Here is a 16,266-nt window from a genome sequence, read left to right on the forward strand (position 1 = left end):
AAGTCATTTGTTGCATATATAACAGGCAAGTAAACCTTCAGTGCGGCAGCAAAGAGAGACAGCAAAGAAAAGTATGCTCAAAAAGACCGGAATGAACAGCTTTCATAAAAGCAGCGGCTTTGTTCGTCATATATAATAGAGAAAAGCAGATTAGGAATAATTTTGTAGATAGAGTCAGATAAAGAAAGAGCAGCTTAAACGCTATTTTAAATCTCTGGGGGAGTTCTTATGGAGCCAGTATTAGCACATTCGTGGAATTTAACTGAAATCGAAGCTGTACAATTGCAGCAAGAGCTTGCGTTAAAGGTGGTTACTGACGATAGGCTTGATCCCGTCCGTTACATTGCAGGTGCAGATGTAGCGTACAGTGAGCAGAATGACAAATTAATTGCGGCCATTGTTATTTTGGAGGCAGGCTCGTTAAGGTTAGTGGAATCAGTGACTGTGGAGGACGATGCCCAGTTCCCTTATATTCCGGGTTTATTTTCATTCCGGGAAATCCCTCCTTTAGTGAAGGCATTTAAGCTGCTCAAGACTGCTCCTCAGCTTATCGTCTGCGACGGCCAAGGCATGGCCCACCCTAGACGCTTCGGGTTAGCGAGCCATCTGGGCGTTCTATTTGATCTTCCTGCAATCGGGTGCGGGAAAACCAGGCTGTTGGGGGATTTTACAACTCCGGAGTTTAATAGAGGGGCCTTCTCACCATTAGTGGACCAAGACGAAATCATCGGAAATGTGCTCCGAACCCAGGATCATATTAAACCTGTTTATGTGTCCATTGGACATCGGATCTCCTTGGCAACAGCCTGTGACTGGATTTTAAAACTTGCGCCCAACTACCGTCTGCCTGAGACGACCCGGCAAGCGGATCAGCTTGTGAACAGAGTTTTGGCGGGGAGTGATTGGGGTGGGAAATAAGGTAATGAAAATTGAATTTAAGTGTATTATTTATTCAGGTTTTTAATAATACTGTTTTATCTGACGCAATTGTTCTGCCGCTAGCCGAATAGAGTTAAAAACAGGTCAATTGTGGACTTATCTGACCATAATTGACCTGTTCAATGCTATGCTATTACGTTAAATAGGGTATATAATTCAAACCTCATGTGCGTACAACCCAATTGAAGAAATCTTTATACGGGTATTACATGGGTTATATGTGCATTTGAGTGAATGATTGGTTTATTCGGCACTGGGTAGCCCCCAAACCTTAATCCATATAATCTATGACATTCAATATTGTATCTCTCAATGCAATATAGTTCGTTCCTTCATAAGGCAATATTTCCTCGTATATTTTTGCAAATGATTTTTTCAACTCTGATTCTTCAATCTCGGGTATTTCACTTTCCATCATTTCTACTAATTCCAGAAAAGCACTTAATTTCAGGGAAAAATCAGGTTCAACAGCTCCTCTCTCCTCAACAAAGTGAATGCTATCAGAAATAATATGCTTACTAGCATTTTCAAGAACAAACCCAACCATCTCATCATTTTGCAGAACAAAAGAAAAGTTCCCAGTCATATTCACTAAAACAACTCGCTCTAATTTATCCCATGTCTCTGAATAAGAAATTATCTTATCCTCTCTAGGATAATATTCTGTTATATAGGATAATTTACTATTGAAATTTTTCTTATCTCTTAACTTAATGATTCCATTTCTTCCCTCAAACTGTTTTATATCCGATTTTTCTTTGATAACATTTATGGGTTCTGATAGCTTTATAACAGCCCCAGAAAATTTTAAATCATCTTTATTAAATAAAATAGTATCCGCATCAGACCATAACCAATCAAAACTTCCATATGAAGTTTTTTTTAGTTCTTCTACTTCTTTGTAATCTTTCGCCTTACCAATCCAGATAATTTGACTGGATAAGTACCATCTTATTTCTTCATTAATATCGCTTAAGTTGTTATCAATTATCAATTTCATAGTTTTCATGGTATTATTTGAGTAGCAGGCGGCATAGTTCCTCCACTAGGAGTAGGAATATTTCCATTTACTATTGAGTCATGTGTGACTGGCATACCAGAATCTGTCGGTTTTCCACCAAATATAGCAGCACCACTTTCACCTCTCGCCCCATCTGGTCCATAACTAGTAATTATATTCCCTTTGGAACTGCCTTTGCTCTCAACTATTACCACATTATCCCCTTTCCTATATATTAAGTTTTGAGAATTGTTTCCTGAAACATATACTGCATCAGGTTTTGATAAAATCTCTAGCTCTTTCTCTTTTCCAAGTCTACCATGATAGTTACTTGCAAATTTAATTTTTCCGTCCTTGGCTTTAGCACTAATATCGGATGCAGATTTAGCCTGCTTCTCAAACCCTTTAGGTACGCCTTTACCTTCACCCGCACCCTCACTACCATTCTTCTCTTTATTCCCCCGCTGCTATTCCTGTCTCTTCCAGAATAAAGCCCCTGTTCATTCCAGTCAATCTGGTTCTGCCGGTCCGGGCTTGGCTTTCCGCCTCTGCCTCCCCCCGGTCCACCGGTATCCGAGAACCGGTGGGTTCCAAAGCCTGGCACTCCTTCCGACAGCGCCAGTCTTCTGCCACCAAAAGGGGCGGTCGCCAGCATTTCCTTCATCTTGTCCGCTTGGTTTCTTATTTCTCTGGCTTGCTGGTAATGCTCCGCAATTTGTGCCCTAATCGCTTCATACTTTGCTTGAGCTGTGCAACCAACCCTACTTCCTCTGCTACTGACTGTATTCCTTTTACCATTTATTGTCGTCCTCCTTTGATTTTGGACATGCAAAAAAAGCTCATTCCTACTCATAAAACAAGTTGGAAAGAGCTTTTGAAAGTTTACCAAGTGTTTGGTTTGTTGATTGTATTGTACAATCTACTATCTACTGTTGTACAGGGTCTACTTATCTGGCATTTGTTTCTTAGATTCTACTAATTACTCAAACTGTTATCTTGTAACCATTTTCTAGCTTCCTCACCTACTAGAATATTTGGTTGTTCTGGCGTCCCAATATTGATGCTTTTTATAAAAGCCTCTTCTAGCCCCCGAACCCCAGTTAATTTAGCTCCTTTTACCAATACTCTTTCAAACGTAGCTAACCGTAGATCAGCATTATTTAATATTGCATTGCGAAAATCCGTCTCATCAAAAAGACCAGCTACTAAATTAGCATCTGATAAATCAGCTTTAACAAACACCGTCTCAATACATTCACTATCAGCAAGTCGAGCAGCTTTAACATTGGCATTTGTGAAGTCCACATACGAGACATTAGATTTACAAAAGTCTGCCCGTTCTAAATTTGTAGATATAAAAGTTGATGAACTAAGTAAAGATGAAGAGAAATCTTTATCATTTAAGTTCATTCCATCAAAGATACACTCTGTAATATATGCTTGGTCTAATGGATATTGTGACAAATCTACATTTCGCAAATCAATTTCATCTATACCTAGTTTTTCGCCTTGTTCTCCAATAGTTTCGATCCAAAGACGGTGTAATTCTAATCGAATTATAATTTCTTTGATATCAGTTGTCATACCTAACCCTCCTATGGATACCAAATAATCCTATCTGATATTCCAGCTTTCTCTATTGCCTCTTTTAACTGTTCAACATGTTCAGGAATCATGTCTCTTTTATCCACAATTACATTGTAATTTTTATCTAGTTCTTTATTGATTGCCTTCATCCCGTTATTTACTGTGAATGCGCCTTTTTTGGGTGAAGTATGACCATTTGGATAAGATACGAAACTTTTAACGTCCCATTTAACGTTATTTGTTGTATCAATAAATTCTGCTCCTCCGTTTCCTTGTGGGTCACGTACTATCTTCCCTAGTTTTCCTTGTTGTTCCAAATCTAGACCTATCTCTCTTTCTTTCAAACCTTGATCCCTAATTTTACCACCATGTGATGGGTCGCCTGCTAAATCGTCCAGTTCCTTTTGAGTTCTTCCTCCAGTGTAATCAGTCTGAGCTTTTGGCGTACCCTCACTACCATTCTTCTCTTTATTCCCCCCGCTGCTATTCCTGTCTCTTCCAGAATAAAGCCCCTGTTCATTCCAGTCAATCTGGTTCTGCCGTTCCGGGCTTGGCTTTCCGCCTGTTCCACCGGCATCCGAGAACCGGTGGGTTCCAAAGCCTGGCACTCCTTCTGACAGCGCCAGTCTTCTGCCACCAAAAGGGGCGGTCGCCAGCATTTCCTTCATCTTGTCCAGGATGTCTGCGAAGCTGCCCTGGAATAAACCCGAGCTCCCTGCACTTGTCTTCAGCTTCCGGTCCTTCGGCGGCGCCGCGCTCACTTCCTGGCCTTCTGTCATTGTACGCAGCATGCCCGGCGGTGCGTCTGGCGTATGGTCTTTGGGCTTCTTCACATGCCCATCCGGGATCAGCTGTGTTCCCTTCCTCACTGCTCCTGCCGTACCTCCTGTTGTAACCGTTAAGGCGACGTCCACTGCCATCATTTCTACCTTAAATTCGTTTTTGCCCGCCGCATAATTCTCTTCTTCCGTCGTCGTCAGTATATTCCGGCTCTGATTTTTCATGGATTCAAGTATGGGATCTCCTACACCCTTCATGAAGGCCTGTTTCCCGTCTTCCCATACCTGACCCACCGACTCGATATTCTTGACGTAATCCACTGTATTGTTGAAGCCTATCGCAATGCCATTACGCTCCGACAGCGGGGCAACTTCTGTTCCGCTTATGGTGCTGTATAAATCGTCTGTCTCTTTTGTTCCCCTCATAGCGACGACGACAGCAAGGTCCCCAGCGTCGACGATCAAATTCCATAGTCCCTTTGCTGTCCCGACGGCTGTATCTATGAGCTCATCCACTCTGCCTTTTTCAAAGGCCATCCGGTTGTTGGATATCCGCTCTTGCTTCATGACTTCGATCCCGCGCTCGGCCGCTTCCTTCTCGAACTCCGTTTGCTTCCGTTCAAATGTATGGCTTTCTCTGCCCGTCAATTCAATCTCCCCGCTGCTGACATTGACGTCCTCACCCAGTTCGAGCTTATGGGTGCCTGCCTGAATCGAAAGCTTTTCTTTTCCTTTGATATGGACGGCTGAAGCCTTTAATTTCAACGAACCAGCGGCATTCAACCGGACATTGCCGGGACTGTTGAAGCCTACTCCATTGTACGAATTCATCGATATATACAGCATTCCTGCCTGTGCTGCGATCGTCAGTTCTTTATCACCCAGTGTAAACTCTTTGCCTTGAGGATTGCCGAAGGATTTAACACGCGGGTCCGCCATTTTCTGGCTGTGCTTCTCCGCCGCCGGACTTGTGCCTGTCCCTGCTTCCCGGACTGACTGCACAACCATGGCCTCATCTTCATCCGCACTCGGGAAATACAGCTTGACCTGTGTTCCCCTCTCCGGCATCATATACCATACCTGGTTTCCCTCGGCAGAGTAGGGGAACCACTGTGCTTGCCGGGCCTGCTGTTGATCGTCCATTTCCAGATGCAGCTTGACCTGATTCCGGCTGACCTCGATAATTCTGCCGCTGATGGATGCCCCAATAATCGCCCGGTTATATTGCTTTCTGGGAGACAATCCCTTTGGCAGTGCACATGTATAGATCCATTTGAAAAGCCCCTGCTTCATCACGCCCTTGCAATCAATCACCACAAAGGTCTGTTTGCCATATTTGACTTCCTGGCCTAATTCATACTTGTCCGGTCTCTCGAAGGTCAAACGGGTAAAATCCGTTTCATGAACTTGCGCTTCCCGATTCAGCTTGTGATCCCAATACGGCGCCATTCCGCGAACAACTTCGAATCCGCCGCCAGTCAGCTCAACCGGGTTGCCCCGATCCGGTATGCCTGCCAGGAAACGCTGCTTATGAGCCGAAATATCTGCTGCCAGCTCAGCGCCTGCATGAGAGGCCAGCCGTTTCAAGAACTGCCAATCCGTTTCCTCATACTGCATTAAAAAACTGCCGGTCTGTTTCGTATAAAAAGCGTAATCGAGATGATCGCCCTCTGAATACCCGGCCAGTATTTCTTTTATAATATCCGCATATGTACGGTCTGTTTGTTGAAACGAGCGGTTTTTCTTACGTTTGTCAAAATCATAGGTGTGAGAGATTCCCTCCAGAACGACGTGATAAAGGTTATGAACGAACTTAATATCGACCTGATGCAGTTCTCCAACAAAGAAGGGCTGCTGCTTTTTTCCCGGCTCCATTCGATATAATCCAATATGATCATCGGTGCTGGCACGGCTTTCGATTTCCAAGGCCTGCTTTTCCTGTACCCATCCGGTTATCCGGATTCTGGCATGGTCTCCATACCCTTGGCGGATATGGATGTCCTCCATTTGAAGCGGTCCATAGGGCCAAACAAATCTTAAATCCCTATAGGATGCCGCCTCCTCGCGTTCCCCCATCTGCATTCACCTCACAAAGGCGTTGTACCCTATGATCTTCGGGACAACCCCTGAAATTGCTCTGCCCGCAAAACGGCAACACAAACTCCCCTTCTATTCCAGCAGCTGCCCATCGTCTTCAATGGTTACAATACCGCTATATTTGCAGATAAGCTTGGACTTGCTTAATAGCGCAGGCTGCCCGCCCACAAGCACATCCTCTTTCCCGTCTGTCCACTGTTCTGTAAACTCAGGCTTGCAGATATAATCCGGCGTTTTATTACAGAACCCGAAGCAGCTTACATTCTCTACAGGGACACAATCCGCCACATTCATAACCGGCTTATCCAGGATATATACCCCATGGCAAGCAGGAAGATTTAACATGCCGGGATGGGTGCCCTCACTGCATTTCAGCGTTGCCTCTCTCACTACATAGGAGTACTCTTCCTGGCCAAGTCCTTTTATCAGCATCTGCAGCAGAAGTGATGTGAACATACAGCTCCTCCTTTTAGTTGATTTTCAAACCCGCCTGCCAGCTCATGGAGCGGATGACCGCCTGTGACACCGGCTGCCAAATTTCTGCGTCCTCCAAACGGAATTGAAAACTTCCCAAACATGCCTTTTCACCCAGGGAAAGTGTAAATACGACTTGAAAGTAAGGAGGATTCGTCATAGGGAACAGACTTTCATAGCAGCCGAGAAAACCGCTCTCCTGCTCCAGTAATTCAGCGTTTATAATCTGCATCCCGGGATGGGACCGTTTGGTCTGTATCATCATCTCCTGATGGAAGATTGCGACCTGCTCCTGCTGCAATGGATGCTTCATCAAGGTAAGTCCCAGAATCACTCCCTGCTCCTTCAGCTCATACAAAAGATGCTGGTGTCCATCCGGCTTCCGGTCCTTCCGGGCAATCCCTCTGGGCACAAGCTGCAGCGAATCCGGAAGCTTAAAATCCAGCATGCCTTCCCATACCTGGTGGTTGATAAAGGCGATTTTCTCTTGCTCCAGTTCCAGCCATCCCCGCTCAATGCCCGCCATACACATTTCAGTTGTCAGCCGGGAAGCAGACTCTCCGGACTCCTGCCCACTCGTCTCCACCTCGCGTGCGTACACCTGATTTTGAATGACGTCCCGGATTAATCCGTCCAAATACACAGTCATGTCCTGTCTCCCCCCTCTTTAGCTGCACTCCACCCTGCTTAGTCGAAATCCTGTCAACCCTCTCCGAAGCAAGCTTTCCACGGTTTCAAGGCTGGCAAATATATAGGGCTCCAAAGCAGACTCAAGAGCAAAAATATGATGGCCTTTAACCTTTTCCCGGTCCAGTATCAGCCGCCGGAGTCTTTGATCCGGATAAAATTCGCTTTGGCCGGATATCCCGTCCAGCTTGGGGACATCCATGAACCAATATTGCTGCTGGAAGGAATGTTCCCGGTCTATGTAGTACACCCGCTTAAAACGCAGCCCTCTATTATATTTCTCCATAATCTGCTTCATGGGGTCAGTGACCATATTTACCGGCTGTTCCAGCCAGTCTACTGTCTCCGCATTGGAATGTACCTTCACATCGATAACTGAAATTGCAGGCAAAGTGTCAAAGCTATGTCGAGGCGGCAAGGAAGGCGGGATAAATGCATTCGGAATCCGGTCATCCTGCATAAACAAAAAATAGCTCCGCATGTTTACTCCTCCCCTCCATGGACCCAGCGAACAACCGCTTTCTGCTGTTCACTAAGCCCAAGCTTCTCTTTATCCGCTTCAAGGAAAAGGGCATCTTTCAAATTTGCATGGGTAAAATCCACCCTGTCAAAAAGGAAACCGGAGAAATTGGCGCCTTCTAAATTTGCATGGGTAAAATTCAATCCGGTTATCCCGGGGGAACGAATAAGCCCCTCTCTCAGCCCTGCAGCATTCGTGTACTTAAAATTCGCACCTGAAAGCTCACTATTAGAAAAGTCCGCATCACCGATGTAGGAGTAACTGAAATCGGTATGGGAGGCATGGCTGCCTATCCAGCGTGTTCCGGCCAGATTACAATCTGGAAACCCGCTATTATGCAGTTCGCTTCCGCTAAAATCGGCATGCCTCAAATCCAGCTGGCGGAGCGTTATCGGTGGGAAACGGGTATGCTTGAAGCTTGTATAGGCCCCTTCCGCATGCTGCAAAGACTGGAGTTTGGCATAGATTATCTCTGCATGCTCAGGGTTCGCATCTTCGGAATAAACTTCTTCGCTTACATCCTGGTACTCTCCCATCCGAATCTGAAGCCTGTCCGATTTGCGGATACCTGCATACTCCGGGAGATTGACCATTAGCGGGATTGCCGAACGAAACAGGGCTGCAACAAACTGGTGGCCTACACCAACCTCCTTGAGAAGCAATTGCTCTACATCCGCCGCATGAATCTGCTGAATATAAGCTTTGCGTGCGGCTTCTAATGGTTCAGCATTATTTATAAATGCAAACGCCCATGAAGCATCATAGAGAGCCGTACATTCGATTTCATCCGCGTACCATTGTTCAGAATAAGCCTCTATTAAATAACAAAATGAACGGTCGAGCATAGAAGAACGGAGCAGGGAAAAATGAATAAAGGCGATCGCTTCCTTTTGGTTGCTGCTTTGCATCTCCGCGATTTGCAGGCAGAATTTCCGGAAGGTCCCGACTAATCTTTCCTTCAACATCTCCCTATTGGGATGAAAATAGGTTTCAAGAGCATAAACTTCCTCCCTCAGCAGGGGAAGCAGAATATGTTCCTTGAAATGGGTTATGGCCTGACTTTTCTTCATAGCGTCCCCTTTCCCATGCCCTAGTTCATTTTAATTTCGGAGCCTTCTATACTGACTTTATCTTCTAAAACAATCGTATTCTCATTTCCGCTAAGCTCGATTTTCTTCGCTTCGATTTGAATCGTACTGGATGACATGGAGATGTCCTGGCCGGCAGAAATCGTTACGCTTTTATTGCTTACAATTGAGATGCCCTGGCTGTCACTCACGGTTATCGACATCCCGTTCGCCGAGATGACAATCCGGTCCTTGGCAAGCAGAATTTCTTTGCCGTATTTCGTCCGGAAGGTTTTATTATCCGGATCTGCCATCAAGTCGGCTTTTCCTGCCGAAGAGCCGGATTTAGGTGCTGCCCCGGATTTGGGAGATGCATTGCTCTTGCCCGTAGTGGCCTGCTGTTTTGCAGGCACAGCGGCAGCAGGTGCTGAACGCCTGACAGAACTGATGGCATAACCCTGATGTTCTTTCTTGCTTGGGAAGTAAATTCGAATGCTATCTCCTTGTTCGGGCATACAGTACCAGCCCGTATTGTCCTCAGATGCATAAATCGTTGAATAAGGAAACCAGTAGTCTGTGCTTGGATCTTCCTGATCGTCCATGTCCAGCTTTGCTCTTACCGTGTCCTTCCTGACCTGAAGCACGCTTGCCTGAATGGAAGCGCCTATTATGGCTTCATTGTATTCTTTCTTTAGCCTGAGTCCCGGCCTTGGATACAGCTCATAGGTTTGCGTTAATAATCCTTCCTTGATGGCGATAACAGCTTTCCCGACCACAAGCTTTCTGGACCTGAAGCTGACTTCGTCTCCAGGTTCAAGCGTCTTGCTTGTTACCACTTCATAGACGGTATAATCCTGTTCGCTAACACCGGGAACCTTGTATTCGGAGGCAGTCTGGTAGTCAGCCATGCGCTTCTTAACCAAGTATTGGGAAACTTCCAACTTGCCTTTGTTCCGGTCCTTTGGCAGCCCGAAATAGAAGGTCGGATAATTCAGGCTGGACACGGCAACTAATGAGGTGTAAAAATGCGAGGCCATGCGTTTGAGGAATTGCCAGTCCGTTTCGTCATATTGCATGACAAAGGTCCCGATCGCCTTGGCATTCGTAGTCTCATCTATGAAATCCGACTTCGAATAGTCAGAAATGACGGCTTTCACCATACTTTTATATGTCATATTGGGGTTTTGAAAGGACCGCTTATTACGTTTAATGTCCAGCAAATACGTGTAGGATACGGCCTCAACCGACAAATAGTAAATCCCGAGCACAGCCTGCACTTTTACATCCAGCACAACACCGTCAAATAATATCTTTTGCTTCCCCGTCTCCGGCTCCAGAACAAAAACCTTCACTTGGGAATTAGATGCTGTTGTCGTTACATAGCTGTCTTTTTTCTCATCCGCAATGATTCCTTTAAATGTGAGCCTGGCATGATCATTAACCACTTGAGTGATTTCCAGTGTTTGCAATCGTACTAATTTATAGGGAGAAATCTTGATGTTCCCATAAGTAAGCGCTGCTTCTTGTTTCACTTCAACCCCTCCAGTCGTCAGACTTTATTATTAATCCACCCACATTCGCTGAGGCCCTCCGTACAAACGGCCTTGTGTCGTAACCCCGGATGTATTTCCATTGGATAAGCCGCCAAGAATCCGGGTAAAAGAGCGGTGAATGGACAAGTTGCTGAATGCTTTCGACTCTGTACCCAATCTCGCTGACAAGTATTGCTCAATCACATCACGTTCCACGGAGCGTCCATTCAGACATTGCATAGCAAATGAAACATCAAGAACATCCCTGCTCCCTCTTTTAAACAGCTCTGATGCAAAATAGTGCGTAATAGCGGGAGCAACCGTACTCCTTTTGCGTCCCGCGTATTGGGTATGAATCAAGTTAATTGTGTTATACTCAGTAGCCATATCTTCAAAGCTTTGGTAATTCATTCGAAGCTGTGCGCCTTGTTTAAGCTTGAATCTCCCAAGCTCCAGCTCGTACTCTTCCAGTTCAGACTTCTCATCCAGTACAATTTCCGCATGATAGGAGACCATGTCACTTCGGATCACAGGGTCAAGAAAACGGAGCTTGACTAATGTTTCTATGCCGGTTGCTTCATAGGGAAGATCGTAATCTTCGTACAGCACATACAATCTCCCCGCCTGCTTTACGATCCCCCTGGTAACGGTCAGATGATGATTGCCGGTCCTGATTTCGGCCCCTGTTATAATACCGTTCGAATAGTCCTCCCAGTATAGCTCTGTGAGCATTCGTGGATAATCCCTTAAATTGCCCATCATTTCAGACTTTAGAATGCGCCCTTTTTCAAAGTTGGGGTAGCGGTCCACAAACATGAGGCCAATTCTCCTTCCATGCCGTTATTTCATCCCGTCAAAAAAGTCCAGCTCCGACAGGTCGGTTTCAAAGGCGAAAAACTGCCGCGGGCCCAGGTACAGCAGCTCGTCCCGGCGCGAGACAGGAACCGCTTCAAAGCCCCAGTTGTGCTCTCCGGCAAATACGAACAGCTTCACCTCGCCGTTTACAATCGCGTCCGTCTCTCCCTGTGGAATGCGACTGCCATACTCTGCAGCTATTTCTTCATATAAGGTCTGCTTATACAGCTTCGGATTGTTGAAATAAATGTATTTGCGTCTTACGCCGCCCTCGCTTCCGCTGAGGAACAGCTCGATTTCCCCGACACCAGACGGACGCGAGATACTGCCCCGCACCAGATTCGTCCGCCCCAGGCTGTTGATCAGCACCTGCTCCTGCCCGTTATGGGCGTAAGCAGCCACGGAGTACGGAATAACGGGCGCCCCGCCCGTTATTCTGGCTTCGACAACACCGGCCTTGCGGTCAGCCAGATAACGGATCGCGCCCCGCAGGCAAGAAAGCTTCAAATCCGGTACCCGGCCTGTCTCCTGCTGCTTCTGGCGAAATTCAATGCTGCGCCCCGGCACAAACTCCTTGAGCGCTTCGCGAAAAGCATCGATCCGGCAGGACTGGCCGGTCAGTTTAATAATCGAATACTGCTGCAGCCGCCCGTCCCGGTAAAATTCGTCCAGAAACTTTCGTACGATATCGTAAATATCAGCCTGAATCAGACGGTTGATCTCCCGGATATTAAACACCACATCAGGATGATCATGCGCATCCCGGAACCGTCCGTCCTGCATAACCGACAGCAGCCAGCGGTCCACAGCCGTCACATGCAAATCTGCCTCCGCTTCCTCTCCGGCTCCGGCATGAAACCTGCTGCGGATCATTCCCGTCCGCTCATAAAACTGCTCCTTCATGCGCTCGGCTATTTCCCACAGGAAATAAAAATTATTGCGAACCCGCAAATATTCATCGCGCGACCGGTTGACATAATCGGCAAAGCGGGTCGGTATCGTCCGCTCCGCTTCCTCATACGCCGCCTCAAATTGCGCATAGACAGCGGCTGCCCCTTCCTCGTCAACCCGGCGGTAAATATCCGTGCCCTGCGCGTCCAGCAGACTGTCAATATCCGGCTTCTCGCTTGTCCCCTTGTAGTAGGCAGCAAATGCGAGTTTCATATATTGCATAATGCGGTACGTGATATTGTTGCCGCCAAAGTTCGTGTCGCCGTTCTCGTAAGTGGCGTGAATGTCCAGCCGGTAAGCAATGCGGTCATCCTGGATCGAGAAGCGGCAGGAGGACAGGTCTGTCGTGCCGCCGCCACAGTCAATGACGAGCGCCTGATATTCCTCACCGTCCATAAAACTGCCCCGCCCGATTTGCCCGGCTATCGTGTTGTACAGAACGGCCAGCCCTTCATCCAGGGCATGCTCCTGTTCAATCCGGTAATCCGGCAGCAAAGAAGCAAATAACGCGAGAAACTGCGCTTTCAGCTTGACCGGACTCGTAAAATGCAGCGCGCGGAACCGGCATTTGAACTGATGCTCTGCCATTTCAATGACATAGCTCAGGTAAGCGCGCAAAATATCGCTCCGCTTCACACGCATCGTCTGCCCGCCCGCATCCGTCAGTTCCTCTTCCTTATCCGGCTGGTTCACCCAGCGCTTGAGTCCCCGGAATACGGTAGCCTGCCCTCCATAGCTGTTGCGTCGCATCGTCCGAAGCGCCTCGGAGCCGAATCCGTAACGCGGATTGCCCATAATCGAACAATCCTCCGCGCTCACAACAGTAGGGAGCAGCTCCGTCCATTCCTCTGTATCCAAGGCTGAATCCGGAAATACCACATAATTGATCGCATTCGGCTTGATCATGCCGTTCAAGAGGTCCAGCCTGGATGGGGAGGATACGTAATCATGGCTCAGATAAACGCCTGCTGTTGTTCCCGATGTTCCAAAATCGATCGCCAGCACAGCCTCCGTTTCCTCCGGCTCGCGAATTTCGAGCCCTGCAACCGGCAGCTTGTAGTAATGAAGATTTACCGGCGGCTGCGGCCGGTCCTCGTAGTAGGTCCGGTACAGATAGTCGGAATCGGCCTTGCGGAAAAAAAGCAGGCTGTAATGGCGATTGGATGTGGGCCTCCACTGCCTTCCCTCTGACTCCAGGCAAAAGCGGCCCTCGTTCCCCGCCGTACGTTCCTTAACCAGATTAAAGATTCCGCACAGCTCCAGATCTTCGCTGACAAGCAGCACATTAGACTCGCCCAGCATAGAAGCTCCGCTAATCCGGTAGCGGTCCCTCCTTCCCACCTTCAGCCCGTTCCAAAGCACCAGCTTGGCCGGCCCGCTGAGCTGCCCCTGATCTGCAAGCAGCGAATTCAAATAGGATTGAAGAGCTGCCTGAACCCGCTCAAAGCCGCCTTCGCGATTCTCCCGGATTAGCCGGCGTTCTTCGGCATTGCGGTATTTCAAAATGGTCCGCACCAGTCCTTCACGATCAAGCGTATGGGCGAGTCCGGCGACCAGCTTCTCCTTTTGACAGATCTGCTGAAGCTGAAAGGTTGTCAGCTCCGTCAGCTCATCCTCCGTGTAGCGGTTAACCGGACTCGAGCTATCCTGCAAGACCTGTCCAGGCCGCTTGTGCAACCGGTATGTTAATCCCTTCATAGCAGCCTCCCTCCTCCGGCTCGGTTTGAATTGTTTCAAATCATACGGCTAATACATTGCGATGCAGTCCAGCCGCATTGTCTCTTCCACATCCACAATGCCAAAGTGCGCCTCCCAATACAGCTCAGTCTGGAATCGCTCCGGCAGAAACAAATCCATAATGAGCCCTGCCTTGGCCTGTGTAATCTCGTTATTTTCCTGCCCGATATACAGCAGCAGCTCGTCCCGCTCCTCGCAATGGGCATACAGCGTAGAGCGCGGAAACACATAGCGCAGCGTGTCCCGCAGCAGGTACAGCGCCTCGCCTGTCTCATACAGCCGCAGCACATTGCCCGCGATGCGGTCGCGTTCCTCCCGGCTGAACAGGCACAATGCCCTGCTCACCCCTTCACCGAACCTTCCCGCTTCCATATCCGCAAGCACGAAACGAATGTAATATTCCCGCTTGTTCATTCCCTGCTTCAGATCAAGCTCCGCAAGGAAGTGCACGATAATATCGAACAACGCGTCACGCAGCTCCGGTGCATCCTCCACATTGACATCAAACATATCCTTGAACAGCTCGTAAAACCGGTAATAAGGATTGACGTCTACTGCCTGCTCCACCATGCGCGCATTCAGGTCGACCGGGCTCAGCTCCATATAGGGAGAGAACACGCGGCCCGGACGGAAGTGCAGCTTCTCTCTCGCCAGCCCCTGCTGCTCCGCACGGATGACTAAGTCCCATATGTAATTCAAGCCCATTCTCCTTCACAGTTGTACTCCGGAAAATGCATTTGCAGCTCGGAGACGACAAAGCTCATTAAATCCTGCAAAATAAAGCTTTCCGCTGCTGTATCCCGCTTTCTGAAGCGCAGCAGCAGTGTTTTCTTGTCCAGGTCGGTACGGATGCTGTCGCTGACGAAGGCATTTAAGCTGTAGGTAGCTGCCGTCTCCCTTTTGCCTCCCGCATTCAGAAGCTCAATGCTCTCCAGTTCCAGCTTGGAAGCCACTTCAAAGGAATTCGCAATCCGGAGCAGCTCGCCCTTTGCCCGGACAACCCTCTTCCCCGCATACCGGCCAATAAAGCTGCTCTGCCTCCGGTTGGATACGAGCTCATATTCTGTCATTGTAACGAGCCCTTCCTTGGGACGCGTCAGCTTCATCACTTCCCAGTCGCCGGATTTGTCATCCGGCGACACCACGACAAGATCCGCGGGCATCCGCTTGATATACCGGATCGGCGCATCCTTGGCATTAACCAGATAACCATGCTCTTCGCCTGTTTTCCGCAGGGAAAGGACATGCTCAAAATTCACCCGGTCCTCTGCCGGAATCGGAAAGCCCGCATTGCGCAGCAGCAGCCGCTCGATATTCCACAGCGGGACGAGATCCAGACGCTTGTAAGGCTCAAACTCCTCCAGATGAACGGAAATTTCCTTGACCTCTTCCTCCGCCTCCGGCTGATGCTCACAGGATACCAGAATGACTTCGTAGAACTTGTGCAGATAAGGATGATTGATCGTCTTCCACGCAATGCCGTTTTGCTGAAAAACCTCGTAGAGCCTTTCAATTTCATCTGTGTATCTGCGGCTTTTGCGAAGTCTGACCTGAATCGGATATGTGCCGCCAGAGGTTACAAGCCCGCCCTGAAAATGACGGACACCGTTGTCCAGCGTGCGGAGCAGATTGTAGCCACATTCGAGAAAAACGGTGGACAGCACCGTCTCTTCCTTGCTCTGCATCCTTTCAGCCAGCTCACGCAGATCATATTCCAGCGGCTCCATATCCTCCGGCAGCATCGGGAACAGAAACTCATGAATCGGGTCTACCCCTTCACGCGAGCACAGGGAGGCATAAATATCATGCCGCTCCTCATGATCCTCGACCTCGGAAAATACCCGGTCCTGAAGCTCCCGGCTCATTTCCTCCTGATATTCCACCAGATTCAGAAACAGTCCGGTCATCATATTTTTGAGCAGCTTGCGCTGCTCCAGGTCCTCCATCCGGTTCAGCCGGTCCATCACCAGCTCCTTCATCGACATGCGCCACGCCTCCCTTGCTGATCTGTTCTCCCCACTTGCATTGCTGTTGCCGCATC

14 protein-coding genes are annotated in these 16,266 nt (G+C 48.3%); 1 reads left to right on the forward strand and 13 read right to left on the reverse strand.

Annotation, left to right across the window (positions count from 1 at the left end):
• Positions 1-228: 228 nt before the first annotated feature.
• Positions 229-918, forward strand: a complete 690-nt coding sequence (gene nfi, locus H583_RS0100060) for a deoxyribonuclease V (protein WP_028558681.1) — start codon at positions 229-231, stop codon at positions 916-918.
• 292 nt (positions 919-1,210) lie between these two features.
• Here nfi and H583_RS0100065 read toward each other — a convergent pair whose 3' ends face one another.
• The 13 genes from H583_RS0100065 to H583_RS0100125 all read right to left on the reverse strand — a co-directional run bounded on the left by H583_RS0100065 (position 1,211) and on the right by H583_RS0100125 (position 16,204).
• Complete coding sequence (locus H583_RS0100065) at positions 1,211-1,933, reverse strand: hypothetical protein (protein ID WP_154665758.1); 723 nt, start codon at positions 1,931-1,933, stop codon at positions 1,211-1,213.
• 298 nt (positions 1,934-2,231) lie between these two features.
• Entirely contained in the window at positions 2,232-2,603 is a 372-nt protein-coding gene (locus H583_RS0100070; RefSeq protein ID WP_154665759.1) for a hypothetical protein, read from the reverse strand.
• Between the two features lie 311 nt (positions 2,604-2,914).
• Positions 2,915-3,523, reverse strand: coding sequence for a pentapeptide repeat-containing protein (locus H583_RS0100075; protein WP_028558684.1), 609 nt, complete (start codon positions 3,521-3,523; stop codon positions 2,915-2,917).
• A gap of 11 nt (positions 3,524-3,534) precedes the next feature.
• Positions 3,535-6,381 carry a contractile injection system protein, VgrG/Pvc8 family gene (locus H583_RS0100080; protein WP_036708003.1) on the reverse strand — a complete coding sequence of 949 codons (2,847 nt, stop codon included), beginning with the start codon at positions 6,379-6,381 and terminating at the stop codon, positions 3,535-3,537.
• 93 nt (positions 6,382-6,474) lie between these two features.
• Entirely contained in the window at positions 6,475-6,858 is a 384-nt protein-coding gene (locus tag H583_RS0100085; RefSeq protein ID WP_028558686.1) for a DUF4280 domain-containing protein, read from the reverse strand.
• A 13-nt stretch (positions 6,859-6,871) separates the two neighbouring features.
• Positions 6,872-7,525, reverse strand: a complete 654-nt coding sequence (locus tag H583_RS0100090; protein WP_028558687.1) for a hypothetical protein — start codon at positions 7,523-7,525, stop codon at positions 6,872-6,874.
• An 18-nt stretch (positions 7,526-7,543) separates the two neighbouring features.
• Positions 7,544-8,044 (reverse strand): imm11 family protein, encoded by a 501-nt coding sequence (locus tag H583_RS0100095; RefSeq protein WP_028558688.1) that lies wholly within the window; start codon positions 8,042-8,044, stop codon positions 7,544-7,546.
• 2 nt (positions 8,045-8,046) lie between these two features.
• Positions 8,047-9,153 (reverse strand): pentapeptide repeat-containing protein, encoded by a 1,107-nt coding sequence (locus tag H583_RS0100100; RefSeq protein WP_028558689.1) that lies wholly within the window; start codon positions 9,151-9,153, stop codon positions 8,047-8,049.
• 20 nt (positions 9,154-9,173) lie between these two features.
• Positions 9,174-10,682 (reverse strand): contractile injection system protein, VgrG/Pvc8 family, encoded by a 1,509-nt coding sequence (locus tag H583_RS0100105; RefSeq protein ID WP_028558690.1) that lies wholly within the window; start codon positions 10,680-10,682, stop codon positions 9,174-9,176.
• A gap of 30 nt (positions 10,683-10,712) precedes the next feature.
• Positions 10,713-11,498 carry a hypothetical protein gene (locus H583_RS0100110; protein WP_028558691.1) on the reverse strand — a complete coding sequence of 262 codons (786 nt, stop codon included), beginning with the start codon at positions 11,496-11,498 and terminating at the stop codon, positions 10,713-10,715.
• Between the two features lie 24 nt (positions 11,499-11,522).
• The gene (locus H583_RS0100115) at positions 11,523-14,186 is read right to left on the reverse strand and encodes an Hsp70 family protein (RefSeq protein WP_028558692.1); all 2,664 of its coding nucleotides are present in this window, start codon (positions 14,184-14,186) and stop codon (positions 11,523-11,525) included.
• Positions 14,187-14,234: 48 nt separating this feature from the next.
• Positions 14,235-14,930, reverse strand: a complete 696-nt coding sequence (locus H583_RS0100120; protein WP_036708007.1) for a hypothetical protein — start codon at positions 14,928-14,930, stop codon at positions 14,235-14,237.
• Complete coding sequence (locus H583_RS0100125; RefSeq protein WP_028558694.1) at positions 14,921-16,204, reverse strand: hypothetical protein; 1,284 nt, start codon at positions 16,202-16,204, stop codon at positions 14,921-14,923. Before H583_RS0100125 ends, H583_RS0100120 begins: the two co-directional genes overlap by 10 nt.
• Between the last annotated feature and the right edge of the window lie 62 nt (positions 16,205-16,266).

Origin of the sequence: Paenibacillus pinihumi DSM 23905 = JCM 16419 (assembly GCF_000422505.1) — a bacterium.
In the GTDB taxonomy this organism is placed as follows: domain Bacteria; phylum Bacillota; class Bacilli; order Paenibacillales; family Paenibacillaceae; genus Paenibacillus_D; species Paenibacillus_D pinihumi.